Here is a 26,342-nt window from a genome sequence, read left to right on the forward strand (position 1 = left end):
GCTGGAAAATGTGGTGAAACTAGCAATTTATGTGGTATACATGTTAATTAACGGTATAACCTAGCCTATGCTGCCCTTTTTAATGATTTTAAACAATACAAAGGGCGGCTCAAATGAGGCCGCCCTTTACGCCGTTGTTCTTCTCAGGTCTAGTCTTCAGTCAATACCCATTCGCCTTTGTTGATCAAAGGTTCTGCTTGTTTATACTTCACGACTTTGCTTTCGCCTGACATTATATTTTTGATGGTCACACGATCATTTCTTCCTATTTTTTTATGCTCGCGTACAATGGTTTCAGTAACTGCAGGTCTACCACCTTGATTTTGACCAATCGCCCTGCTTTGGGCGGCCCGCTCATCACTATTCGGAATTTCCTCTTTACTGGTCTTTAGGTTTTCCTTAGGTCTGCGGATATTATCTGCTTGCTGAATCTCGTTGGGGTTGCCACTGGGCAACTCTCCTTTAAATAAAAATGAGACTACTTCTTTGTTAACCTTTTCAATCATCCCTTTGAAAAGCTCAAAAGCTTCAAATTTATAAATCAACAATGGGTCTTTTTGTTCGTGAACCGCCAGTTGCACAGACTGTTTCAATTCATCCATCTTTCTAAGATGTGTTTTCCATGAATCGTCGATTATGGCCAAGGAAATATTTTTTTCGAAATCTGTTACCAACTGTGCACCATTACTGTCATAGGCTTCCTGAAGATTGGTAACCACATTCAGAGTTTTAATACCATCTGTAAAGGGAACAACGATACGCTCAAAGCTATTTCCTTTATCCTCATATACATTCTTTATTACTGGAAAGGCAGTCGCAGCATTCCGCTCTATTTTTTCCTTATAATGGTCGTAAGCGGCTTTGTATAATGTTCCTGAAATCTCTTGAACACCCTGCTTATCAAATTCCTCTTCAGATACAGGAGAGGTCATTGAGAAATACTTAATCAACTCGAATTCGAAATTCTTGTAATCATTCGTGGCTTTGTTCTGTTCCGCAATTACTTCACAGGTATCATATACCATATTGGCAATGTCTACTTGAAGACGTTCTCCTTGTAAGGCGTGTCGTCTTCTTTTGTATACAACTTCACGTTGTGCGTTCATTACATCATCATATTCCAATAAACGCTTACGGACTCCGAAATTATTTTCCTCTACCTTTTTCTGGGCACGCTCAATAGACTTCGTCATCATGGAATGCTGAATCACTTCACCTTCTTCAAGCCCCATTTTATCCATCATCTTGGCCACTCGGTCAGAACCGAATAAGCGCATCAGATTATCTTCTAAGGAAACATAGAACTGCGAACTTCCCGGATCACCCTGACGTCCTGAACGCCCTCGTAATTGCCTGTCAACACGACGCGAATCATGGCGTTCCGTACCTACAATGGCCAATCCGCCAGCTGCTTTTACTTCGTCTGATAGCTTGATATCTGTGCCACGACCTGCCATATTCGTTGCGATAGTAACCACCCCAGCATTTCCTGCCTCGGCTACAACGTCTGCTTCTTTCTTATGTAATTTAGCATTCAATACATTGTGTGGAACTTTTCGAATATTCAACATTCGAGAAAGCAATTCTGAAATTTCTACAGAAGTTGTACCAATCAAAACGGGTCTTCCCTGTTGTGATAATTGGGTCACCTCATCAATAATCGCATTGTACTTTTCCCGTTTGGTCTTATAGATCAAATCGTTTCTATCATCACGGGCAATTGGGCGATTCGTTGGAATTTCCATAACATCCAACTTATAAATTTCCCAGAACTCACCAGCCTCAGTAATCGCAGTACCCGTCATACCAGCTAATTTACTGTACATTCTAAAATAGTTCTGTAAGGTAACGGTGGCGAAGGTTTGTGTAAGTGCTTCGATCTTTACATTCTCTTTCGCTTCAATTGCTTGGTGTAACCCGTCTGAGTAACGACGACCGTCCATAATACGACCGGTTTGTTCATCAACTATCATTACCTTATTATCCATGACCACATACTCTACATCCTTTTCAAACAAGGTGTAGGCTTTTAACAATTGGCTCATGGTATGAATGCGCTCACTCTTTACGGTAAAATCTTTGAATAGTTCCTCTTTGAGTTCGGCTTCCTTTTCAATTTCGAGATTTTGGTTTTCTATCAAGGCAATCTCACCGCCAATGTCTGGCATCACGAAGAAATCTTTATCTTGTTCTCCAGAGATATATTCAATGCCTTTATCTGTAAGCTCAATTTGATTGTTCTTCTCTTCGATTACAAATAAAAGGTCTTCATCTACCTTTGGCATTTCCCGGTTGTTATCTTGCATATAGAAGTTCTCTGTCTTCTGTAACAACTGTTTTACACCTTCTTCACTTAAAAACTTGATAAGAGCTTTGTTTTTGGGCAAACCTCTATGTACCCTGAGCAATAAAAATCCACCTTCTTTGGAATCTCCTTCAGCGATTAATTTTTTCGCTTCCGCTAAAACTCCTGTCAAATGCTGTCGTTGTTTTTGAACGATTTCACTAACCTTTGGCTTCAACTCATTAAATTCATGCCGATCACCTTCAGGAACCGGACCCGAAATAATAAGAGGTGTACGGGCATCATCCACGAGAACAGAATCGACCTCATCTACTATAGAATAGTTGTGCGGACGCTGCACTAGATCTTTTGGCGTATGCGCCATATTATCTCTTAAATAGTCAAAACCGAATTCGTTGTTCGTTCCATAAGTGATATCTGCGTTGTAAGCTGCCCGTCTTCCGTCAGAATTCGGTCTGTGATGGTCAATACAATCCACTGAAAGTCCGTGGAACTGAAAAATCGGAGCCATCCAAGCGCTATCACGTTTGGCTAGGTAATCATTGACTGTAACCAAATGTGCCCCATTTCCGGTAAGGGCATTTAGGTAGAGCGGAAGGGTAGCAACAAGTGTTTTACCTTCCCCTGTTTGCATCTCCGCAATTTTACCTTGATGCAGTGCGATACCACCTATGAGCTGCACATCATAATGAATCATATCCCAGGTCACTTCTTTTCCAGCGGCATCCCATGAATTTTTCCAAATTGCATTATCTCCCTCAAGGGTAACATAGTCATGACTACCTGAAAGCTCTCTGTCATATTCAGATGCAGTTACAGAAAGTGTAGTATTATTCGCAAAGCGTTTTGCTGTTTCTTTTACTACAGCAAATGCCTCCGGTAAAATTTCGTTTAAAGTATCTTCCGATATTTTATAGGCCTCTTCCTTTAGTTTATCGATTTCTGCGTAGATGTCTTCATTCTTATCAATATCGGTAGATGCGTTTACCTCTTCTTTTAAAGCTTCAATTTGGTCATCTAAAGCCTTACGATCTTCTTTGATCTTTGCCTTGAATTCTAATGTTTTTGCCCGAAGTGCATCGTGACTTAACCCCTCAAGTTGTGCTTCAAAAGATCTGATCTTATCGACCATTGGTTGCAGTTGCTTGACGTCTTTCTGAGACTTATCACCTACAAATGCTTTTAGAACCGAATTTAAAAAACTCATAAATGTATTTTATATGGATGAACCGCATTTGAGCTGCGGTATGGTATCGTTTATCTTCAAATGCTTTTGGTTGAGCAAAAGGTATTCCAGTTTCCAATTTGATGGAAAAATAATCAGTAATCTGACAAAATTACCGAAACCTTAGGAAAGTCCATAAAAAAAAGCCCCAAATGAGGCTTTTTAACTTCGAATTCACTCGAAATGTTATTAATATTCATCCTCATTCCAGAGGTAATCTTCTTCAGTGGGATAATCAGGCCAAATCTCTTCGATAGATTCATATATTTCTCCACCTTCTTCCTCCATAGACTGTAAGTTTTCAACAACCTCTAAGGGCGCTCCTGTACGAATCGAGTAATCGATTAATTCGTCTTTGGTGGCTGGCCATGGCGCATCACTTAAATACGATGCTAATTCTAATGTCCAATACATGGTAATAGTTTGATTTTAAATTTTTGCAAAAATAATTTTTAAAAGCAAATAGCCAAGTTTTTTAGCGATTTTTATTAAAAATTTCTGCCGTGAATACTCTGATAACGAAGAAATATCAATTTTATTAGCCTTTTTTCTCAGGAATCCACTTGATTTCTTCTACTTGTAAGTCTGAAGACAATTTTCGTGCCAATAAAAAGAGGTAGTCGGAAAGTCTATTGAGGTACATCAACACCTGGGCATCAAAGGGCTCGTGTTCATTAAGTAGCGAAGCCATCCTTTCCGCACGACGGCAAACCGTACGCGCAATGTGACAGTATGACACCGTAGTATGCCCACCAGGCAGTATGAAATGGGTCATTTGAGGCAACTTGGCATCTATAATATCCATTTCTTTCTCCAGCAGTTCGATATCGCTCGCATCAATTTTGGGAATATTTAGGCGTTCTTTTCCGTTTTTTAAGACCGCTTTTTTTGGGTCTGTGGCCAAAATCGCCCCGACGGTAAAAAGTTTATCTTGAACTAGGGCCAAAGTTTTTTTAGAGTGCGCGTCAATTACTTGGTCACGAATTAAACCCAACCAAGAATTAAGTTCGTCTATAGTACCATAACTTTCTATGCGCATATGGTGCTTGGCGACACGAGTGCCTCCGAATAAGGCGGTTGTACCTTTATCGCCTGTTTTAGTATATATTTTCATTTGAAAGATTCAAGTTCAAGAATTAACTAGAAGGTCAAAAATAGTAAGGCGAAAGTTTAAAAGTTTATCGGTTTGATACCTACGTATCTGTTATTCCTTTTTTTTATCATCTCTTTTATAATCTTCCATAAACTTTCTTGACTTGCGCGCTTTTGATTTATTTCTGGTAGTTAATGAAATAATGAGGTAAAGCATAAAAACGCCCCCCAAAATAATATACATCGTATTATTACTCATGACCAAATTGCTTATACTAAAGTTACAGGATTAAATCCGAACCTTAAAATGTTCCTTTACTTGTTCTTTTCGAAAGAAAAGTGCACCGCAATAAAACATATCTATGGAGACGGTTATGATCTCACTTGCTTTCAAAGTTTTCCAAATATTGGTAGCGTTCTTATTGCGATGGATATTTTTAATAAAAATCATACTATCATTGTGAACAAGGCCATTGTAGCAACTCAAAATATGTGCTGTAGGATGATCTAAATAAATTAAATCAAAGGGAGTTTTATGGGAGGGTTTAAGTTTAAATTCATGTTGGATTTTATTATCAATTCTAGAATCTTCAGCGTCAATCTTGATATTTTTAATGGCAAAATAGGGGATGCTTTTTAGAACAACCTTGTCACACTTTGAAGTTTTGAATTTCGTTTTTGCATACAAGCACTTGGTCAAATAGTCATATACAAAAGGAGAGTGAATGCCATGTTGATTGGTGGCCGACAGTAGATGTTTGAGATATTGGAGGAAGTAATACATCATTCCATCATCGCCGAAAGCTCAAACCATCTTTCGGTCTTTGTTTCTATTCCATCATTGATTTCTTTCAAGTTTTTTGAAAGCTCGGTAATATCATCTACCGACAAATCTCCTGTAACGAATTGTTGTTCTATTTCTCCTTTTTTAAACTCTAATTTCTGGATTTCCTTTTCCAGTTGTTTGTATTCTTTTTGTTCCAAATAGGATAGTTTTTTACTCTTACTATCTGTTTTCCAGGTACTCTTGCTTGTATTGGTTTCTTTGGTTTTTTCCTTAGCTTTTTCCTTTACCGCTCTCATTTCTAGAGTCGAACTATCTTCATAGGCTCTAAAATCAGAGTAGTTTCCCGGGAAATCTTCTACCACAGCATCACCTCTGAACACAAAAAGATGGTCTACAATTTTATCCATGAAATAACGGTCGTGGGAGACCACTATTAAGCATCCTGGAAAATCTAAAAGAAAGCTTTCCAAGACATTCAGGGTCACAATATCAAGGTCATTGGTGGGCTCATCTAAAATCAAAAAGTTGGGATTCTGTATCAGTACCGTACACAAGTATAGTCGCTTGCGCTCTCCACCACTCAATTTTTCTACAAAATCATACTGTTTTTTTCTATCAAAAAGAAAACGTTCTAGCAGTTGCTGGGCCGAAATTTGCCGTCCTTTGGCTAAGGGAATGTAGTCTCCGAATTCGCGAATGACATCAATTACCTTTTGACCTTCATTAATAGGTATTCCCTTTTGGGTGTAATACCCGAATTTAATAGTATCACCTTTAACTACCTTTCCTGAGTCTGGTTGATCATTTCCGGTTATGATATTCAAAAAGGTAGACTTACCCGTTCCGTTTTTACCAATAATACCAATACGTTCTCCTTTGACAAAGTTATATTCGAACTTGTCTAAAATTGCTTTTTCAGAATAGGCTTTGGAAATCTTGTGAAGTTCGAGAATTTTGCTTCCCATACGTTCCATATTGATTTCTAGCTGAACTTCATGCTCCTTGCGTCGTTGACTAGCCTTTTCCTTTATTTTATTGAAATCGTCGATCCGCGATTTTGATTTCGTGGTTCGCGCTTTAGGCTGCTTTCGCATCCAAACTAATTCCTTTTTAAAAAGCAACTTGGTTTTATGATGGGCAACAGCTTCTTGCTCGATTCGCGCTTCTTTCTTTTCCAAGTAATACGAATAATTGCCTTTGTACGGATACAACTTACCATTATCTAATTCTATGATCTCGTTGCATACACGTTCTAAAAAATAACGATCATGGGTCACCATGAACAAGGTCATATTCTCTTTGGCAAAATACTGTTCTAACCATTCGATCATCTCTAGGTCGAGATGGTTGGTCGGCTCATCTAAAATCAAGAGTTCGGGTTTGTTGATAAGTGCATTCGCCAATGCCAAACGTTTCTTTTGCCCTCCAGAGAGCAAGCCAACGTTCACATGAAGGTCTTCTAATTTTAACTTGAAGAGTATTTGCTTGTATTGGGTTTCAAAGTCCCATGCCTGATGATGTTCCATAGCCTCAAATGCTGCTTGATATGCATCTTGATCATCCGAATTCTCCAGCGCTTTTTCATAAGCCGCGATTACTTTGAGTACTTCATTGTCTGAAGCGAAAATTGTCTCCTCAATGGTCAAATCAGGATTCAGATCAGGCTCTTGCTCTAAAAAAGAAACACGAATTCCTTTGCGGTAACTGATTTGCCCCGAATCTGGAGAATCACTCCCAGAAAGCATTTTTAAAATCGATGTTTTTCCTGTACCGTTTTTTGCGATAAAAGCTATCTTTTGCTCTTTATTGACACCAAAAGAAAGGTTTTCAAAGAGCACCAATTCGCCAAAAGATTTAGATATGTTTTCTACAGTGAGTAGGTTCATTAGTTCATTTAAAAGTTCAGCGCTATGTGTTTTGAGGTCTTTCCGATATGCCAAGGCTATGGATCAAAAATAGATAACGAATGCCCAAGGCTACTAGAAGGAATATGATTAATGGCGAAAAAATCTGAATTTTAAATAGCCACAAAATCCCAGTAATTGCCATTCCTATCAAAAGAATCCATAAGTATTTTTTAACCCATACTGGGGCAACTTTAGATTTAAGCAAGATAAAGGCAAGAACCAAATTAAAGGGAAAGGCCCATAATAGATTAAAATTGGCTTTGGTAAATACGTGATCAGTCATAAACCATAGAAAAAATAGGAGTAAACCAACTGCGCCTGTACTAAAGAACAACACAAAATCCAATCCCTTGTTTCGCCTGTTATTCTTATGATCAAAATAAGTGATGACAACCACCACAAGCATCAGAAGAATCATCCAAAACAAAGGTGTAAGCAGCAGTGGGCTTCCACTTTCCAACGGTTTTGCGGTAACCAACAGTTCTTCTTTGGTTACAAAAGCTTCCCCGTTTATGGTCGTATTCGTCATTTGTTTATCTACATATAGGGGCAAAAATTGATGCTCCCATGGGGTTGCTTTTCGGTCTATGATAGCGCCTAGAGCTAGATCAATTCCAAAAGTTGCCCAAGCATTTTCATCTAGATTTTGGTGAATCAATTGCCGAAATGTAAAAGGGTTTTGAATATGTGGGTAATTAAATTTTAATTTATCTCCCAAACCTTCCTTTAAAACCTCTGGAATTTTCGTAGCGCAATTGTCAAAGAGAAAATCATACAAATAGTAGCGGTTTTCGACGCGATAGTTGTTTTGAAGAAAAGCGAAAATCTTGTTTCTTTCAGCCTGCGATAGGTTCAAAGTTTGCTCTTTTACCCACCTGTTTTCTCGTCTATATGCCTCAAGAAAGCCATCGGTCTTATAGCCCGACATTCTATAATTCAGCTTCCCACGAGCAAATTTCAAATAGAATGCTGGCGGATCGAAATCAAATCCGCCGTAATCGTATATACGGTCAATCCCTATGCTGGGGTCTTGAATTCGAAATGCACTGTGTCCAAAACTTGAATACAACTCATCTCCAGTTCCAACGGTAAGCAGGCTAATCTTAGATAAGGGCGAAAGCAGCATTTCTTGTGAAAAGCCAAGGGCGGAAAAGCTTAGTAAAAGAAGTATTGCTATTTTTTTTAACTGCATTTTTTACGGTAAAATTACTCAAATGCAAATATCACAATAAATAACGGACTAAACCGAAACCTAGAAAATTGTATTATTTTTACTGAAACGACCTAGAATGAAAAGACATCTTCCCAACCTCATTACGCTATTGAATGTCTTTTGTGGATGTGTAGCAACAGTATTTGCGGTTTTGAACCAATTGGAACTCGCCGCGGTTTTCGTTTTTCTGGGAATAATTTTTGACTTCCTTGATGGTCTAGCTGCTCGAGTCTTAGATGTAAAAAGCGAGTTAGGGCTGCAATTAGATTCTTTGGCAGATGTAATCACGAGCGGTTTAGTTCCGGGTATTGTTATGTTTCAACTGTTAGCCATGTCGATGTCTGGTGGATGGAACGTAGATTTATCTTCAGAAGCAGCCGATGCTACCTTTTGGGTGGGGTTAAAAGTAGCTCCTTTACCTTTTGTAGGTTTTTTGATCACCATGGCCTCTGCATATCGTTTGGCCAAGTTCAATATTGATGAGAATCAAGTTGCTTCCTTCATTGGTTTGCCTACACCGGCAAATGCCTTATTGATACTGTCGCTACCCTTGATATTGTTATATCAACACAATGACTTTTTAAATGGAATAATTTTGAACCAATGGTTTTTAATAGGGGTGACCCTACTGAGTGCTTTTCTTCTAAACTCCAAAATCGAACTATTTGCCTTAAAATTCGACAACTGGAATTTTCAAGATAATGCCCTTCGTTACATTTTTATTATTGTTAGTCTGGTGTTGCTGGTCACCATGAAATTTTTGGCTGTTCCTGTTATCATTGCATTTTATATTTTGAGTTCTCTAATTAGCAAGGTTTCTACAAAATGAATATCACCGATCTATTAATCAAACAAACCCAAGATGCACATTCTTGGACAAATAAATTAATTGACTCAGTTCCTTTGGAACAATGGGAAGATACGCCTGACAATTTGATATCTAACATTAGCTGGCAGGTAGGGCATTTGGTGATTAGCGAAAACTACCATTCGATTATAGTCGTTTCAGGATTTGATGAGGAAATTATGCAAAAGATTGATTTGCGCGACCTTAATCATAAATACGGGTATGACAGTAACCCAAAAGATCATATAGGGCAAAGTGACCCCGAGGTACTCAGAAGACAATTGCACTATATGCAGCACAAGGTCATTCAAAATATTTCTACCTTGACTTTGAAAGATTTAGAAGCCGAGGTAGAACAACCTATAAAACAAAAACACCCCGTTGCTACAACAAAGTTAGATGCTGTTTCTTGGAACATTAAACATACCATGTGGCATTGCGGTCAGATTGCTTCAATCAAGCGACTGATCCACGGAGGATTTGATTTCGGGCTACCTAAACGCAATTGAAAATATAGAAAAGGATATAATAATTTAAAATCAGAGTAGTATGAACCTTAAAAAATTGATTGCTATAGTGGTTATGGGTTTGGTCACCCTAAGCGCATGCGGTGAGAAAAAGACCAAGAATATGGAAATCGATACTTCAGCGGTTGAAGAAGCAGCCGTTCAGATAGAAGAAGAAGCAGCTGCGAATGAAGCAAAGATTAAAGCGGCTAAAAAGAGAGTGGCAGATAGCTTGAAAAAAGTTGATAGCCTTAGACAGGTGAAAGAACACGGTCACGTTCATTAGAAATAGCCTTGCAATGCTGAGGAAAACTATTGTTTTTGTACTCCTATGTTTGGTTTCGTTGACGGCCTATGCCCATGGAGTTGATGATGAAACACAGTCTTTTTTGTTAGGCAATAAGGGAATCGCCTTTGGCCCCTTTCTCTATATCGGGGCTAAACATATGCTTACCGGATATGATCACTTGCTTTTTTTGGTAGGGGTGATTTTCTTCTTGTATCGCACTCGAGAAATTTTATTGTACGTTAGTTTTTTCACCATTGGCCATAGTCTAACACTTTTGCTAGGGGTTATGGCAGACATCAATGTGAACGCCTATTTAATCGACGCTGTAATAGCCTTGTCTATTGTATACAAGGGCTTTGATAATTTAGGAGGATTCAAACGTTTTTTCGGAGAGCAGCCAAACACCAAAATTGCAGTATTGATTTTTGGATTGTTTCATGGTTTTGGTCTGGCAACGAAATTGCAAGAGTTCGAATTTGACAAAGAAGGTCTTTTTGTCAACTTATTGGGTTTTAATCTCGGTGTTGAAATTGGGCAATTTTTGGCTCTGGGCTTAGTGCTTTTAGTACTAGGTGTTTGGAGAAGGTACAGTAGTTACATTAAATTTTCTAATATCACCAATATCGCATTAATGGCTGCCGGATTTCTCTTATTAGGATTTCAATTGGCAGGATATTTTACTTCATAAACGTAGCACATGGATCAGTCAAATCAACCCGTAATGAATAAAAAACAATTGCTTAAATCAGTTATTTGGGCTTTTGTGATTGGCACTATTGTTTTAGTTACCGCTGTTTTACCAGCAGAATACGGTATTGATCTGCTGGGTACAGGAAAACTCTTCGGTTTCAGTAGATTATACATTGAAGATACTCCGAAAGAAGCCACTGAAAATAATTTGATAACCCTACAATCCGATGTTGAAATACTTAAACTGAAGAAATTAGGGTCTCCCGAAGGTGTGCCTAAACCGATTGAAGCTGGCAATCCTCCTCCAAATGAGCAACTTGCCTCGCGCAGTGATAGTATTAGCGTTTTAGTGGCTGCAGGAAAAGGTATCGAGTATAAGTTCAGAGCGTTAAAGTTGGGTAGCATTAAATACGACTGGAACACCAGCAATAATGATATCGTTTATATTGATTTTCATGGAGAGGTATATCAGGAAAATCCGCCCGAAGAGATTTTTTACGAAAGTTATACCTTGGCGTTTTCTAATAATATGGCGGGCACGTTCACAGCTCCGTTCGAAGGAAAACACGGATGGTATTTTAGAAACAAAAACGATAGAGATGTTATCGTTACCCTACATTTACAAGGTCAATATGAGCTCTTGGAAGCGTATAGTCAGACAAAATAGGCCATTTTTTCCTAATATGGGTACTTTTGATTTGGCTACACAAAGTTTTTAAAGATACAACGTCTGATTGTTGGCTTCTTGACGAAACACTTTTTGATCTTCTTCGATATGACATCAGAATTATATTTCAAAAACTATAAATAGTATCTTTATATGGCTTTGAAAAATAATTGGTAGTTATGAGTAGGTCTCGTAGACATGTGTTTTTTGTGTTATTTTTTCTTGTATTCGCCTGTTCCATACATGCACAGAATAGAAGTGTAAATGACAAGATCAAACCGGCTTTTGAAAAATACTTCGGATTACCCAGAGCTTCGCTTTTTCTGCATTTAAACAAAAATGCCTTTGTACAAGGGGAGCACCTTTGGTTTAAGGGCTATTTGTATAATCGATTAAAAGCCCTTCCTTTTGATGAGCCAGTTAACCTGTACGTTGGCATTTATGACGACGATGGAAACCAAATCAAGCAACACCTTTTTATCAGTAAGGATGGTTATTCTCAAGGTCAGATAAAAATAGATTCTACGCTCAAAAAAGGGCGGTATTATTTAAAGGCATACACGAGTTGGATGCGCAATTTTAAAGAAGATGATGCGTTCACTCAGCAATTCACAGTTTTGGGTGAGGCCGTTGTTTCAGGTAAGGCATCTAGTGATGCGCGCTACGATATTCAATTTTTACCGGAAGGCGGACATTGGGTTACAGATGTGCAAGGGGTATTGGGAATAAAAGCTATAGACGAAAAAGGGAAGTCTGTTGCTTTTCTTTCGGGAGTAATTCGAAATCAAAAAGGGGAGAAGGTAAGCTCATTTGTTACCAATCAGTTCGGTCTGGCAAAGGTTACCATGGTTCCTGCAAAGGGAGATACCTTTTGGGCTAGTGTGCAAACCGGTAATGGTTCGACCAAAAGAATTGCCCTTCCAAAGGCAGCGGAATTAGGATTAGCGCTTTCAGTAAAAAATATAGCGGATAATCGTATTATGATTTTGGTGGGTACTAATGCGCAAACTAAAAAGCAAATAGGGAGTAAACCACACTCTATTTTAATTCATCGTGACGGTCTGTTAAAAAATGTAGAGGTGACGTTTGCGAAAGAAGATCACTACGTGTCGCATATACTTGAAAAGAAAGAATTCCACAAAGGAATGAATGTTATTACGTTGGTTGATTATAAAGGAGATCCAATAGCCGAACGTCTGTTTTTTAATTTTGACAGAGTTCAAGATGAAGTTATCAAAGCTGCTGTCAAAAGCGCGGGAAAAGACTCATTGTCCATTGTTTTATCTTCTTTTAAAGAAGCTGAGGTATCATCATTAAGCATATCGGTGTTACCGAAAGAAACTAAGGCTTATCAAAATGATTTCAATATTGAGAGCTCTTTTCTGGTAAAACCTTATCTCAAAGGGTTTGTTGAAAATTTGAGATACTACTTTGAAGAGCGTTCAAAGGTCAAAGAAAGCGAGTTTGATCTTTTGCTGCTTACACAAGGCTGGTCGAAGTACGATTGGGAAAACATTTATGGAGACCCCCTTGAAAAAAGGTACGATTTTCGAACAGGAATAGATGTCCTAGGTCAAATAAATTCGGCGCTTCCGAAGAAGAGTCAACTGCTTTTGTATTCTGGTAAAAACACCAATCCTCAAATAGTTTCCACCGATCAGGGGTTACAGCTTTTTAGTCTTAACAACTATTATTTTGAGGATGGAGAAGAGTTAAGGCTCACCATTCTAAACAGACGGGGAGATTTAGAACGACCGAATTTGTATTTGAGAACTGATACAGGAGCCATTGAAGATAAAATATACGAGTTATATCCAAAAGGTTTTGATAATTTGATAGCCCCAAAGTTCAATTCGGTAGCAGTCAACGATTTTGTTTTACCTGATAATACCATAGCATTAGAAGAGGTCATTGTAAGTGAAGATAGAAGAAAAAAAAAGATCACCACCCCTGTCATTCCAGAACGGAAAATAAAAAAAATGACCTTGCAAACAGAACGCTTATTCCCGAATCTAATTGATTTAATTCGTTCGAATGGTTTTAACGTTTGGGAAATGCCAAATACGGGATACGACCGTATACGAATCACAACCAAGAGACCACTTGTCTTTTCTTTAACCCAACCTTCACCTATTCTGTATATTGACGATGTACGCTATTCTGATTTTAATATTCTCTTAGATTTTAAAAGCACCAAAATTGAAAGTTATTTTATCGATAGATCGGGTAATGGTGAACCTGGCGGGGCTGGTGGAGTTATTCGAGTGTATACTAGAAAGGAGGGCGAGATGGGAGCATCAGGCAGCCAAAAACCAGACCGAAAAACTAAATTCTTCACGCATAAGCTGAGCGGCGGTTTTACAACTTTAAAGAAATATTATACGCCAAAGTATAGGAGTTTTGTCGATGATTCGTTTCAAAATTTTGGAACAATTCATTGGGAACCAAACCTTGCCTTAGATGCTAATGGGAAGGGTGAATTTAAAATTTACAATGCTGGTCTTCAGGAGATGATATTGTATATAGAGGGTATGCACACGGATGGAACCTTGTTCTCATCTAAAAAAGTACTGAAAGTATCACTCAATCAATAGCCAGTTAAAAATCTAGCTTCTTCTTTCTGAGTTCGAAGTTTTGCCCCAAATATACTTTGCGTACCATTTCATCTGCAGCCAAATCTTCAGGAATTCCTGATTTTAGAATACCACCTTCGAACATCAAATACGAACGCTCGGTAATGGCCAAGGTTTCTTGAACATTGTGATCGGTAATTAGAATGCCGATGTTTTTTTCTTTCAATTGGGCAACTATACGTTGAATGTCTTCCACAGCCACAGGATCAACGCCAGCAAAAGGTTCATCAAGTAAAATAAATTTAGGATCGGTAGCGAGGGCACGGGCAATTTCGGTACGCCTTCGCTCACCACCAGATAGCAGATCACCACGATTCTTACGAATATGACCCAGACTGAATTCGTCAATCAATGACTCCATTTTCATTTCTTGCTCTTTCTTACTGAGCTTGGTCAATTGAAGCACACTCATAATATTCTTCTCGATACTTAGCTTTCTAAAAACCGAAGCTTCCTGAGCCAAATAACCTATGCCGTTTTGAGCTCTTTTATACATGGGAAATTTGGTGATTTCCATATCATCCAAAAATATTTTCCCTCCGTTTGGTTTTATAAGCCCAACTATCATATAGAAGGAGGTGGTTTTTCCTGCACCGTTAGGGCCTAGGAGCCCGACAATTTCTCCTTGATTTACCTCCAAAGAAATTCCTTTTACCACTTTTCGACCTCTATAGGCCTTCATGATGTTCTCTGCTCTAAGCTTCATTTTGAGGTACGAACTACGGTTTACGATTTACGAAGCAGTTCATCTGATAAATTTTTGAACTTATAAGCTTCTAAACTTTATTTCAATCCAAATCTAAAACATATACTTCCGGTTGGTGGAAGAATGCCTTATTTTTTAACTTTTTTTGGCACGATCAGCGGCTAGCTTTGCTTCTTTTTTAGCTTGACTTTTCAATACTCTTTTGGAAATATAAATACTAATTTGGTATAATACCAGTATAGGAAGTGCAACCACCACTTGGCTGGCGATATCAGGTGGTGTAATTACTGCAGCCAAAATCAAAACTACAACTAACGAAATCTTACGATATTTTCTTAGTATTTCAGGCGTTACCAATCCAACTTTGGTTAGAAAATAGACAATTATAGGTAGTTCAAAAATGAGGCCACATGCTATTACAGATGTCCTTACTGTAGAAACGTAGGAGGCAAGATCAAATTCATTCGTGACCTCTGCACTCACTTGATAGGTACCTAAAAAATTGATTGATAATGGGGCAACAACATAGTAGCCAAATAATGCCCCGCTGAAAAATAACAAGGAGGCGGAAAAAATGAATCCTTTGGAGTACTTACGCTCATTGGCATGCAAGCCCGGACTGATAAATTTCCACATTTCGTATATCACATAGGGGAAACCTACAATGAAACCAGCCCAGATAGAGGTCCATATATGGGCTGAAAACTGACCGGCCATCAAACGACTTTGAATAGTGAAGGGAAGTTTGTCAGCACAAAAACCAGAATCGATACCCAGTAAGGTAGCCACCTTGCAAAAGAATTGGTAGGTGGGGAAGTCCATTTTTTTTGGCCCGAATAATATGGTATCAAAAATAAACTCGCGCATCAAAAAGGCAACTGATCCAATAATAACAATGGCCAGAGTAGAACGTATCAGATGCCATCTTAGTTCTTCGAGATGGTCTAAAAACGACATTTCATCAGGGGGCGTGGTAGTTGCTTTTGCCATTGTTAAAGAATGCCTTCGTTGATTAGGTTGTGCAAATGTACAATACCCATATATTTTTTACCCTGTACAGCCAACAATTGTGAGATACCTTTTTTCTGCATCAATTCAAGTGCCTTTATAGCAAGTACTTCGGTTTCTATGGTTTTTGGATGAAGACTCATCACATCTTTCGCTGTTAAACCATTGATGTGGTCATATTTATTTAACATGCGTCGAATATCACCGTCAGTTACAACACCTACAATTTCCTCATTTTCAACTACCGCCGTAACGCCCAACATCTTTTCAGAAATCTCAACAATTACGTTCTTAATATCCGAATCTGGGCTTACTTCTGGTTTTTGATTGTTCGCTACAATGTCTTCTACCCTAAGGTATAGACGTTTTCCTAAAGCGCCACCGGGGTGATATTTTGCGAAATCGTTGCTGCTGAAGCCTTTTAACTCTAAAAGACATATGGCCAAGGCATCACCCATAACCAATTGAGCGGTTGTACTTGTAGTTGGGGCCAAATTGTTTGGACAAGCCTCTTTTTCAACAAAAGTATTCAAGGTAAAATCGGCCTGTTGGGCAAGGAAAGAATCTATATTACCTGTTATTGCTATCAATTTGTTTTGGCCTCTTTTGATAAGCGGAACTAACATTTTTATTTCTGGGGTGTTTCCGCTTTTCGAAATACATATGACAACATCATTTTCTTGAATTGTACCTAAATCACCGTGAATGGCATCTGCTGCATGCATGAAAATTGAAGGTGTACCAGTGGAATTTAGGGTAGCAACAATTTTTGAAGCTATGATAGCGCTTTTTCCAATTCCCGAAATTACGACCCTACCTTTTGATGAAATTATACAAGAAATAGCGTGGGCAAATTCTTCATTCAAAAAAGAACCTAAATTGTGAATTGCTGCGCTTTCGGTTAGTATGGTTTTCTTCGCTAGATCAAGTATAGCTTTGGTATCGCTCAAGGTATAAATTGAATTATAAGTTGCTTTGTGTAAAGAAAGTATTATATTTAAGACTACAAATTTACGTAAAGTTAAGTATATCCAAATCTTTTGAATTAAAACAAAGTTAATTCTACTTTTTAGCTATTTAAAAGCTTAGAAATCCGTATCTTACAGAAACTGCGTGTTGCTATTAGTCAGTAATAATTAGTATTGAATGAAAAACCAGGGTTTAGTTTTGAGTGAACTCGATTTACATGCTTCGTTAAAAAAATATTTCGGATTCTCCGAATTCAAAGGTCTTCAAGAACAAGTAGTTAAGCATATAGTTCAAGGTAACAATACCTTCGTAATTATGCCTACCGGTGGTGGCAAATCACTATGTTATCAATTGCCTGCTTTAATGCAAGAAGGTACTGCTATTATTGTTTCTCCACTTATCGCTTTAATGAAGAATCAAGTAGATGCCATTCGCGGTATTTCGTCGGAACACGGTATTGCACATGTTTTGAATTCAAGTTTGAACAAAACCGAGATAAAGCAAGTTAAGGAGGATATTTCAAGCGGAATTACCAAACTGCTTTATGTTGCTCCTGAATCTTTAACAAAGACCGAATATGTAGACTTTTTGCAAGAACAGACGATATCTTTTATGGCTATCGACGAGGCACATTGCATCTCAGAATGGGGTCATGACTTTAGACCAGAATACCGCAACTTGAAATCAATAGCGAATCGCTTGGGAGATAATATTCCCATAATCGGATTAACTGCTACGGCGACGCCGAAGGTACAGGAGGACATTATTAAGAATTTGGGTATAACAGATGCAAAGGTGTTCAAAGCATCATTTAACCGCCCAAATTTGTTTTATGAAGTGCGCACGAAGACCGAAAATGTTGACAGTGATATTATTCGTTTCGTAAAACAGAATTCAGGAAAATCTGGAATCATTTATTGTTTGAGTAGGAAGCGTGTACAAGAACTAGCGCAAGTATTACAGGTTAATGGTGTAAGTGCCGTGCCTTATCATGCCGGGTTTGATGCCAAAACGCGCTCAAAGTATCAAGATATGTTCTTGATGGAGGATGTTGACGTGGTTGTTGCTACCATAGCATTTGGAATGGGAATCGACAAACCCGATGTACGTTTTGTAATTCATCATGATATTCCAAAGAGTATAGAAAGTTATTACCAAGAAACCGGTCGCGCCGGAAGAGATGGTGGTGAAGGTCACTGTTTGGCGTTCTATTCTTATAAAGACATCGAGAAGCTCGAGAAGTTTATGTCGGGTAAACCGGTTGCCGAGCAGGAAATTGGTAATGCGCTTTTACAGGAGGTGGTAGCTTATGCGGAGACTTCGATGTCACGTCGAAAATTTATGTTGCATTATTTTGGGGAAGAGTTTGACGAGGTGAACGGGGAAGGTGCTGATATGGATGACAACACCAGAAACCCAAAAGAAAAGCAAGAGGCAAAAGAGAATGTCGTTAAAATACTCCAAGTGGTTCAAGGAACTGTTGAAAAATTCAAGTCTAAGGAAATAGTGCATGCACTTCGCGGAAAGACGAATGCGCTAATTGCCTCCCACAAAACAAATGAAAAACCCTTCTTTGGTATTGGTTCAGACATGGACAAGGGGTATTGGATGGCCTTGATACGCCAAGCTTTGGTGGCGGGGCTGTTGAAAAAAGAAATTGAGCAATACGGAATTCTGCGGGTGACAAAAATGGGAGAGAATTATTTAAAAAAACCTACCTCTTTTATGATGACTACAGACCATGTATATTCGAAAGAATCTACAGATGCTATTGTTAGTGCTTCTAAAGGTGGGGTAACAGATGAAAGGTTGCTAAAGCAATTGAAAGCGCTCCGAAAGGCTGAGGCGAACAAAATGGAAGTTCCGCCCTATGTCGTATTCCAAGATCCTTCGCTAGAAGACATGGCTTTAAAATACCCTATTTCCATGGAAGAATTGCTCAATATTCATGGAGTAGGAGAGGGTAAAGCAAAGAAATTTGGTAAACCTTTTGTGGAGTTGGTCAAAAATTATGTGGAAGAGTATGATATTCTGCGTCCAGATGACTTGGTAGTGAAGAGCACCGGGGCTAACTCAGCATTAAAACTATATATCATTCAGAACGTGGATCGGAAATTACCTTTGAATGATATTGCTTCCGCTAAGGGACTTGAAATTCCCGAACTCATTAAAGCAATGGAACAGATTGTTTTTAGCGGAACCAAATTAAATCTTGGTTATTGGATTGACGAGATTCTTGATGAAGACCAACAAGAAGAAATACACGAGTATTTTTTGGAAGCGGAAACAGACAAGCTAGAAACGGCCATGGAGGAATTCGATGGTGACTATGAAGATGAAGAACTGCGATTGTATCGTTTAAAATTTTTCAGCGAAGTGGCGAACTAAAACTTGTTTTGGAATACTAAAAAGCCTTCACCATTTCTGGTGAAGGCTTTTTAATCATAGCTAGTGAAGACTAGGCTCCCTCTTTCGCCTCTATTGCCATTTCACAACCATATTCATCCATAAAAAAGTTGTCTAAATCATCAGCTTTTAGGGCCAAGTTCTTGATATCCTGTTTTATGGTTTCCGCATGCTCCGTGAATATATCCGAAAGATGCGCACGATATGATAGGAAGATTTTGTTTTCATGAATACCCAATGAATACGGATTTACATGATCTTCTAACAAGTATTCCGTCAGCGCTTTTAGGTTTTGTTTTGGCAGCTTGTTCATGGGCGAGGTGGCCACCAAATAATCTCTTTTGAAAACAAAGATTCTGACTAGGGCACTTCCTTGGTGGAATTCCCAAAAGTCTCTTCCGGCTCTTCCCAGAACGGGGTTCATACCCAACTCGACCAAAGATTCTTCTACAAATTTGGCAAAATGACTTTTTTCAAATTCTTCCCAAATAGCAATGTCCATATCATTTCCGCAGTTATTGCAGAATTCTGTTTGTTGTTCAGTATACCCATCACATGAATTGCATTTTACCCGGAACACATGATCTTCAAAAGAGAAGTCGTTCATTTCTTTGACCAAATCGATATGTTTGATGCCAAAACCAACATTGTCGGCTTCCGTAAACTTTGAAGTAGTTACACCAACTATGGTTCCTGCTTCGTCTAACATCGGCCCACCTGAATTTCCTGGATTTACAGCGGCATCGGTTTGGATGTAGTGTCTGGGTCCCATAGGTTGACTTGTAGACGATATGATACCTTCTGTAACCGTATAGGGCATCCCAAATGGATATCCGTGTATGTACATCTTTTGGGCGTTTGAGATACCTACATTCTCATCTAAAGTAATTGTTGTTTCTACATTTTCAAACCCTTCAACATATAGGAAGGCCAAATCTACTTCTGGGTTTACCATAACCACGTTGGCTACAAGGCGGTCTTTTTTGTAATCTTCCACAGCGACGGTTTTTGATCCGGCGACCACATGATAATTAGTGATTATGTGATTTTCTCCGGCAACCACAAATCCTGTTCCGGTTCCTGAAGCCGTTATTATTTTAAATACTGATTTTCTTATATTTTCCATGATGATTTGCTTTTAAATTTTAGACCTGATTATCCGAAGAGCTTAGCGAACAGACCTTTGCTTCCACTTGCTGCTTTTGTGCTTCCGTTTAAGAAACCATAATAGGTTTCGAGTAACTTTGGAGCCGCTACTTGAGGTTCGAGACCCGAAACATTTTCCAAAACACTATAGATGGCATTTTTATGTACTTCCTCTACATTAAAGTTGTAAAGGATATATAGAAAATTGTATTGTAAAAAATAACAAAGCGAGAAGTTATCTCCATCCTTCACATAACGGGAAACCGTTGCCTCTAATTTTTTGGCATCATCTTGTAAAATTTGAACCGAACTTCTCCATTTTAACGAAATAAAGGCATCGGCATGATAAATATCTTTCATGAAGTCTTCTTTTGACTTTTCACAAAGCTGTGACATGAAATTGGTGCCCTTGTCAATGCGGTGCTGGAACTCTATTTGATTATTGAATAGGGTAAAAATGTATTCTTGCAGTTTGGTACGCAAGGTTCCATGAACATAGGGCATGTTCACAATCTTCAGTAGCGAGATCACGATAATATCCCATTGAAAGGCATCCCATCTTTTTTCTCTAAAAAAGGCGCTGTAACCTTTATACTCGGTCAATACAGTACTGATTTGTTGCCAAACCTGTTCGACTTCCTCCCCCGCCAAAGGTTGTGTATTGGTTTCCTTATAAAAATCGGCCTTGTATTTTTCTACGAACTCATCATCATAATCGTCTGCATAAACACAAATCTCACGCAATACATCGTATACCTTATAGGGTTGACAAAGCGTTATAGGTGCTTCGTATTCAAACCAAAGGGTGTCTTCTTTCAAATGAATTTGCGCTAGGGTTAGCGGATTGAAATTTACTTCAGCAATTTTGCGATACAAGGCTACTTTATTTGTTTGCTCAGTAGCCCTCAAAAAAGGTGCTTTTACTGAAAAGGTAGTTGCTGAAATATGTACTTGAATTTCTGCAGAACCTTGGCCACGAACCAATTCAATATTTCCGCTAGTATCTTTGCCACTAAGTAAATCAGGATTGACGTAGTTAATGGTTTCTATAAGAGCGGTTCTAAAGTCTTTGGCATCGTAGGCGTCCATCGCCTTGTCCCAATGGGAAACTGCTGTGCGCGGCTCGTCAATACCCTGAATTGGTCTTTGAAATTTTGGTAATACGTTTTTCATGTGGTTAAATTTTGGGAGTCTTAGAAATTGTCTCTTTACAACGGCTAATCCGTTAATTTATTTTTATCTCATTCTCCGATATGAATATGAATTGAACTCCATACAAAGGTCTTCGTAAATAGCGGTTTATGTAAACCTGATTGCAGTGAAACCAATTACCCTGAAAAACGGGAGGTGAATCAAATACGAGTTTTGTTTAATTATTGATGAAAAATTGCTCACAAAAAATAGGAGTAACGGCACTTCTCTGTTACTTAGTTTAGGTGAAAATTCAAAACAAACAGATCGGAAAATGATTGCCACTACACAACTTGAAAGCATAGTTGGCCCTATTGCAAGAAATACAAACATTTCCATCTTGGCTACTGCTGCCAAGACGACCAGCTTAGCGAAATTCTTGAGTGCTGAGAGGCCATTTATTGCATTAGTTACTAGCTATGAGGGGGCTGAAATTATCCAATAAAGCGGTAGCTAGTGGGTTGATTCTGATGTTAAAGCCGATGAAGTCACTCTTTCCCCAAAAAGATGGTTGAATGATGCAATAGGAGGTATGTATGCCGTAGTAATTGTTGCTATTGATAGCAGTATCGGTCTTATTGAGACTTTTGATTTTGTCGTCATGCCTGTATAGCAATATGACGAAATTGCTCCTAACAAAAAAACCGCTGTTTTTAATACCAGCGGTTTTTTATAATAGCTATTGTTTGCTCAATCGGCAGAAGTTCCATTATTGGATTTTGCTCTGCGCAGCTGCCGCTGTATTTTCTTAATTGCCGATTCAATAGACTTTTCAGGTTCGATAATATTGTACTCACCCCAAAAATCTGGATCTGCGAAACCTAGGGCCTCATCATTTAATATAATAGAATACTTCATTCTGTCTTTGAACTTTGGTACTTGGCTATCCATATTTTTTTCCCAATCAGTAACTGCCATTTCACATGCCATACTATAGACGGAGTTAAACAGCTTTTTATCCCAATCTACTTTAAACTCTAACAGAACATTACTGTATCCGTAGTACCACCGGCCATTTTTTTCACGGTAATCTACCCGATAAGCTACCTCTGTTGGCCATACTTTGGCATTTCTAGGTTTTTTTCGTACAAACATTTTAGAAGCCTTTACTCTGTCTGTAATGTTTAAGGAGTAAATAGCACTTGTTAGAATTTTGTTTTCAGCATCGATATATAATTTGCCTTGATACAGCGGGTCAAGAATATCTCCATGCTGCTTAAAATTCACAATAAATATGAGCTTGTCGTTCACTCTAGTTGAACGATCAAAAGTAAAAGCATAATTATCAATAGATTCTTCAGTAAAGATATATTCTGGATATTTCATAAGGTCGACAAACAAAGCGTTGAACGGCCCACCTTGTAACTTGAGAGCAACAGTGTCTAATTTGTTATAATCCGTGCTCTTTCGTGCCTTATATAGTTTCACTGCATCTTTTCGTACCGAGGTATATGGCGTTTTGTAAATATTTACCACTGCCTCTGATAAAGAGACGTTCTTTCTTCTCTTTTTAATAGTCTCTCGATAAAAAGCAGTCATCAAAGTTGGATCGTCAAAATAATTTTGCCCCCGCTTACTAAGTGTTTCCTTCACCAGGGTTTTTGCATCCTTTGGAACACTCAAATCAACTCCTGAAAGTTCCATTACCGAAATATTCATCAAAATTTTATTTTTCCCGTCAGAAAGTTCGGAAAGTGGAATTGTTCTTGATTTATAACCTAAAAAAGAAACCACTACCTTATCAGAATCAATACCTTCAGGCACTTTTAGAGTAAATTCACCTTCGGTGTTCGAGATGGTGCTTATATTCGAGTTGGCCATAGAAAGAGTAGCAAAAACCAAGGGTTTTTTGCTGTCAGCATCTAAGATTTCCCCAGTATACTGTGTGTATGCAACAGTTTGCTGTTCCTCCTCTTGCAATAAGGCGAAGGCGCTATGAGTTCCAGTTACCCCAACCAATACTAACAGTAGTAGCATTGAAATCAAGGATTTTTTAGATAAACCGCTATTTTTTTGTATCATGATCGAATAATTATTGGCAAACAATTTTTTTAAAAATCGTATTCTACCCTAAGTTACGAATTTGTAGTCACAAAATTTGTTAAAAAAGATATTCATATTAGTATGGCAAAGCCTTGTATCGCTCACCTTGTCTTAAACTAAGCCCGTTTGCTCTGGTATTGCTAAAGGTAGTGGGAAAGGACGTATATGGATACTCCCATGAATCATTAACCGTGGCGACAAAATGCAAATGCGGATATCCGGCAAGCCCGGTACTGCCACTATATGCTATTAATTGCCCTTTGTTAATTCTTTGACCTACTTCTACCGCTGCACCATTGTGCGTAAGATGCATATACTGCAAATAGGTGCCATCTGCATGTTGAATGACCACCTTATTGTTCGGGAATTCGCCATCATAACCTGATTCTTCCACAAAAATCACCTCACCCGCTCGCGAAGCAATAATTTTGGTTCCGATATCCATATTAAAATCGATCGCAAACTGATCAGGAAGACCTATGCCGTGATATGAACCTGAGCAATGTGATAACCCTATAGCATACGCTTTGCCAACCGGAAAAGGAAGGATGTATTCAGAGGTTTCCCAGTCGGCATATTTGGTGCTGTCACATCCTAGATTGACTTCTTCCAAGCCTATTTCCGCAGGAGGCCTAGGGGTTTCTTTAATACAACTACCTTGTGCTAAAACGAGAATAAAAAAAAGACTTATTAAACGTATTATTGATTTCATCATCTTTTGCTAACTGAGTGAAATGTACAAAGCAGTTTGAATGTAAGTGTCACTCCTTAAGAAGATTGACAACTTTTATAGCGATTTATGATGCTTTGGTATGCTTCAAATATTCAGTGGGGTTATAATCGGTAAATTTTTTAAATGCTTTATAGAAAGATGCTCTATTGTTGAAGCCAACATCGTAGGCGATTTGAGTAGTTGTCAAGCCATTCTTTTTCGTGTGCATCAATAGATTTTTTGCATCCTTGATGCGATAGCGATTTACGAAATCAAAAAAAGACAAATTAAAATGTTCGTTGATGATTTGCGAAGTATGATTTCTTGATAAGTTCATTAAGCGCGAAATATCGTCCAAACGTAGTTCGTGGTTGAGGTAAGGTTTTTCACGTTGCATGATCTCTAGTAGTTTTCCCTTCATCTCGAGCGATAGGGCCGCCGAGAGTCCTGTTTTTTGATATTTTATAAAGGGAAGGATTTCTTGCAGAGATTTTCCTTCGAAAACCTCAGGCTGTACAAAGCCAAAGAAAGAGAGCATTCCTATGAAAAAGACTATCGCGATATCAACCAAATAGTCGTAAGAAGGATCCATGATTTGGAACCGGACTAAAAAGATGTAAAGCCCGAAGGCAAAGACAAACCCGAAATAGGAGCCGACAAACCATTGTAACCATCTATTTTCACGGAAACCCAGACGTTTGTTGTACCCAAACTTAAAGTAAGTGTAGAACGCGTAAAAGAACATCAATAGAATTACCAACCAAATGGCATAGGATGGAAAGCTTGCATATTCCCAAGTTCTGCCTTCCTTTACGATCTGCAATTTATCACTAGCTCCATTGAAATAAAACGGCGATAGCAGTGCGAAAATAATTGCTGGAGGTGCTAAAAACAACAGGTCGGAAGATTTGAATTGGGTTCCTTGCAATATGTTTCGAACATGAATAAAGACCAAGGGACCATAAATAAGCCATAATGGAAAGTGCGTTAAATCGATATGAATAAATTGCGTTGTATATAACCAGCCAGACCAGCGTAGGCAGTTGTTTAGCATTTCGAAAGCAAACAAGAGGGTATAGAGGGCGAGAATGCGATTCGCAAACCTATTTCCTTTCTTTTTTAAGAGGAAAAGTGCAGAAAGCAAAACGCCAAGAAATACAAAAAAGAGAAATAAAATGATAACGGGTGACATCGTGTGATTAATAGCTTTTAAAGATACTATTAACCATTTTTATAGGTGTCTCTTTCTATAGGGAGATGGCTGCTAAGATTCAGTTCGTCTTTGAAGAATCAGAAACCAATATATGAATCTCTCGGAGTTCTTCTGGGGTCAAATCACGCCATTTGCCTAAGGGCGTATCCAATTTAACATTCATAATACGCACACGTCTTAGCTTTTTTACCCGGTAGTTTAAATATTCGCACATACGACGTATTTGCCTGTTAAGACCTTGTGTCAATATAATTTTGAACTGGTATTTGCTAATTTCTTCTACCTCGCATTTACGCGTAACGGTACCGAGAATAGGCACGCCATTTCTCATTCTTTGCAAAAAAAGAGGTGTTATGGGTTGATCTACCGTGACAATATATTCTTTCTCGTGTCGGTTTCGCGCTCGCAGAATTTTATTCACAATATCCCCATCGTTGGTAAGAAATATAAGTCCCTCACTAGGTTTATCTAGTCGGCCGATGGGAAAAATTCGTTTCGGATAATTGATAAAATCAATTATGTTGTCTTTTTCAACTCTAGTATCTGTAGTGCAAACAATACCAATGGGTTTGTTGAAAGCGATGTATACGGGTTTTTCCTTGGGCTCTGAAATAGGTTTCCCGTCAACGCGAACTTCATCTCCTTCAAAGATTTTCGTTCCCATTTCTGGAATTTCTCCATTTATCGTTACCCTACCTTGCTCAATTAATTTATCTGCAGCTCTGCGTGAACAATATCCTACTTCACTTAGGTATTTATTGATACGGGTTTGTTTGGGTTCACTCAT

24 protein-coding genes are annotated in these 26,342 nt (G+C 38.4%); 8 read left to right on the top strand and 16 right to left on the bottom strand.

All coding sequences use genetic code 11. The annotated features are described in order from the left end of the window. Nucleotides 1-149: 149 nt before the first annotated feature. From secA to ABJN95_RS20080, 7 genes are all read right to left on the bottom strand, one after another. Nucleotides 150-3,512 (bottom strand): preprotein translocase subunit SecA, encoded by a 3,363-nt coding sequence (secA, locus tag ABJN95_RS20050; protein WP_348373129.1) that lies wholly within the window; start codon nucleotides 3,510-3,512, stop codon nucleotides 150-152. A 207-nt stretch (nucleotides 3,513-3,719) separates the two neighbouring features. Beyond that, nucleotides 3,720-3,944: a DUF2795 domain-containing protein gene (locus ABJN95_RS20055; protein WP_013994285.1), complete on the bottom strand. Its 225-nt coding sequence runs from the start codon at nucleotides 3,942-3,944 to the stop codon at nucleotides 3,720-3,722. 124 nt (nucleotides 3,945-4,068) lie between these two features. Further along, complete coding sequence (locus ABJN95_RS20060; protein ID WP_348373131.1) at nucleotides 4,069-4,644, bottom strand: cob(I)yrinic acid a,c-diamide adenosyltransferase; 576 nt, start codon at nucleotides 4,642-4,644, stop codon at nucleotides 4,069-4,071. Nucleotides 4,645-4,734: 90 nt separating this feature from the next. After that, nucleotides 4,735-4,881: a hypothetical protein gene (locus ABJN95_RS20065; RefSeq protein WP_348373132.1), complete on the bottom strand. Its 147-nt coding sequence runs from the start codon at nucleotides 4,879-4,881 to the stop codon at nucleotides 4,735-4,737. Between the two features lie 30 nt (nucleotides 4,882-4,911). Further along, nucleotides 4,912-5,409, bottom strand: coding sequence for a hypothetical protein (locus ABJN95_RS20070; protein ID WP_348373134.1), 498 nt, complete (start codon nucleotides 5,407-5,409; stop codon nucleotides 4,912-4,914). Further along, the gene (locus ABJN95_RS20075; protein WP_348373136.1) at nucleotides 5,406-7,295 is read right to left on the bottom strand and encodes an ABC-F family ATP-binding cassette domain-containing protein; all 1,890 of its coding nucleotides are present in this window, start codon (nucleotides 7,293-7,295) and stop codon (nucleotides 5,406-5,408) included. The genes ABJN95_RS20070 and ABJN95_RS20075 overlap by 4 nt, the downstream gene beginning before the upstream one ends. Before the next feature lie 22 nt (nucleotides 7,296-7,317). Then, a complete protein-coding gene (locus ABJN95_RS20080; protein WP_348373138.1) occupies nucleotides 7,318-8,508 on the bottom strand; it encodes a DUF4105 domain-containing protein in 1,191 nt (396 codons plus the stop codon). Nucleotides 8,509-8,605: 97 nt separating this feature from the next. Here ABJN95_RS20080 and ABJN95_RS20085 point away from each other — a divergent pair, with 97 nt between their 5' ends. The 6 genes from ABJN95_RS20085 to ABJN95_RS20110 all read left to right on the top strand — a co-directional run bounded on the left by ABJN95_RS20085 (nucleotide 8,606) and on the right by ABJN95_RS20110 (nucleotide 14,122). Continuing rightward, entirely contained in the window at nucleotides 8,606-9,358 is a 753-nt protein-coding gene (locus tag ABJN95_RS20085; protein WP_348373139.1) for a CDP-alcohol phosphatidyltransferase family protein, read from the top strand. Beyond that, nucleotides 9,355-9,885 carry a DinB family protein gene (locus tag ABJN95_RS20090; RefSeq protein ID WP_348373141.1) on the top strand — a complete coding sequence of 177 codons (531 nt, stop codon included), beginning with the start codon at nucleotides 9,355-9,357 and terminating at the stop codon, nucleotides 9,883-9,885. Before ABJN95_RS20085 ends, ABJN95_RS20090 begins: the two co-directional genes overlap by 4 nt. Before the next feature lie 40 nt (nucleotides 9,886-9,925). Then, nucleotides 9,926-10,168 (top strand): hypothetical protein, encoded by a 243-nt coding sequence (locus ABJN95_RS20095; protein ID WP_348373143.1) that lies wholly within the window; start codon nucleotides 9,926-9,928, stop codon nucleotides 10,166-10,168. Nucleotides 10,169-10,181: 13 nt separating this feature from the next. Next, a complete protein-coding gene (locus ABJN95_RS20100; protein WP_348373144.1) occupies nucleotides 10,182-10,859 on the top strand; it encodes a HupE/UreJ family protein in 678 nt (225 codons plus the stop codon). A gap of 9 nt (nucleotides 10,860-10,868) precedes the next feature. Continuing rightward, a complete protein-coding gene (locus tag ABJN95_RS20105; RefSeq protein ID WP_348373146.1) occupies nucleotides 10,869-11,528 on the top strand; it encodes a hypothetical protein in 660 nt (219 codons plus the stop codon). 179 nt (nucleotides 11,529-11,707) lie between these two features. Further along, complete coding sequence (locus tag ABJN95_RS20110; protein WP_348373147.1) at nucleotides 11,708-14,122, top strand: hypothetical protein; 2,415 nt, start codon at nucleotides 11,708-11,710, stop codon at nucleotides 14,120-14,122. 4 nt (nucleotides 14,123-14,126) lie between these two features. On the opposite strand, the gene lptB is transcribed toward ABJN95_RS20110, so the two are convergent. The 3 genes from lptB to ABJN95_RS20125 all read right to left on the bottom strand — a co-directional run bounded on the left by lptB (nucleotide 14,127) and on the right by ABJN95_RS20125 (nucleotide 16,825). Then, nucleotides 14,127-14,867 (bottom strand): LPS export ABC transporter ATP-binding protein, encoded by a 741-nt coding sequence (gene lptB / locus ABJN95_RS20115; RefSeq protein WP_348373149.1) that lies wholly within the window; start codon nucleotides 14,865-14,867, stop codon nucleotides 14,127-14,129. Between the two features lie 135 nt (nucleotides 14,868-15,002). Further along, on the bottom strand, nucleotides 15,003-15,857 hold the full coding sequence (gene tatC / locus ABJN95_RS20120; RefSeq protein ID WP_348373151.1) for a twin-arginine translocase subunit TatC: 855 nt from the start codon (nucleotides 15,855-15,857) through the stop codon (nucleotides 15,003-15,005). A 2-nt stretch (nucleotides 15,858-15,859) separates the two neighbouring features. Beyond that, complete coding sequence (locus tag ABJN95_RS20125; protein WP_348373152.1) at nucleotides 15,860-16,825, bottom strand: KpsF/GutQ family sugar-phosphate isomerase; 966 nt, start codon at nucleotides 16,823-16,825, stop codon at nucleotides 15,860-15,862. Nucleotides 16,826-17,021: 196 nt separating this feature from the next. Here ABJN95_RS20125 and recQ point away from each other — a divergent pair, with 196 nt between their 5' ends. Further along, nucleotides 17,022-19,232 (top strand): DNA helicase RecQ, encoded by a 2,211-nt coding sequence (recQ, locus tag ABJN95_RS20130; protein WP_348373153.1) that lies wholly within the window; start codon nucleotides 17,022-17,024, stop codon nucleotides 19,230-19,232. Between the two features lie 70 nt (nucleotides 19,233-19,302). Here the strand turns inward: recQ and ABJN95_RS20135 are convergent, their stop codons facing one another. Continuing rightward, nucleotides 19,303-20,376: a trypsin-like peptidase domain-containing protein gene (locus ABJN95_RS20135; protein ID WP_348373154.1), complete on the bottom strand. Its 1,074-nt coding sequence runs from the start codon at nucleotides 20,374-20,376 to the stop codon at nucleotides 19,303-19,305. A gap of 29 nt (nucleotides 20,377-20,405) precedes the next feature. Further along, complete coding sequence (locus ABJN95_RS20140) at nucleotides 20,406-21,569, bottom strand: hypothetical protein (protein WP_348373156.1); 1,164 nt, start codon at nucleotides 21,567-21,569, stop codon at nucleotides 20,406-20,408. Between the two features lie 292 nt (nucleotides 21,570-21,861). Between ABJN95_RS20140 and ABJN95_RS20145 the strand changes: the two genes are divergently transcribed. Next, the gene (locus tag ABJN95_RS20145; protein WP_348373157.1) at nucleotides 21,862-22,032 is read left to right on the top strand and encodes a hypothetical protein; all 171 of its coding nucleotides are present in this window, start codon (nucleotides 21,862-21,864) and stop codon (nucleotides 22,030-22,032) included. A 245-nt stretch (nucleotides 22,033-22,277) separates the two neighbouring features. Here ABJN95_RS20145 and ABJN95_RS20150 read toward each other — a convergent pair whose 3' ends face one another. From ABJN95_RS20150 to rluF, 4 genes are all read right to left on the bottom strand, one after another. Further along, the gene (locus ABJN95_RS20150; protein WP_348373159.1) at nucleotides 22,278-23,564 is read right to left on the bottom strand and encodes a carboxypeptidase-like regulatory domain-containing protein; all 1,287 of its coding nucleotides are present in this window, start codon (nucleotides 23,562-23,564) and stop codon (nucleotides 22,278-22,280) included. Between the two features lie 142 nt (nucleotides 23,565-23,706). Next, a complete protein-coding gene (locus ABJN95_RS20155; protein WP_348373160.1) occupies nucleotides 23,707-24,345 on the bottom strand; it encodes a M23 family metallopeptidase in 639 nt (212 codons plus the stop codon). 82 nt (nucleotides 24,346-24,427) lie between these two features. Next, on the bottom strand, nucleotides 24,428-25,534 hold the full coding sequence (locus tag ABJN95_RS20160) for a helix-turn-helix domain-containing protein (protein ID WP_348373162.1): 1,107 nt from the start codon (nucleotides 25,532-25,534) through the stop codon (nucleotides 24,428-24,430). 79 nt (nucleotides 25,535-25,613) lie between these two features. Then, nucleotides 25,614-26,342: a 23S rRNA pseudouridine(2604) synthase RluF gene (rluF, locus tag ABJN95_RS20165; protein WP_348373163.1), complete on the bottom strand. Its 729-nt coding sequence runs from the start codon at nucleotides 26,340-26,342 to the stop codon at nucleotides 25,614-25,616.

This window comes from Maribacter sp. (assembly GCF_039974175.1).
Taxonomy (GTDB): domain Bacteria; phylum Bacteroidota; class Bacteroidia; order Flavobacteriales; family Flavobacteriaceae; genus Maribacter_C.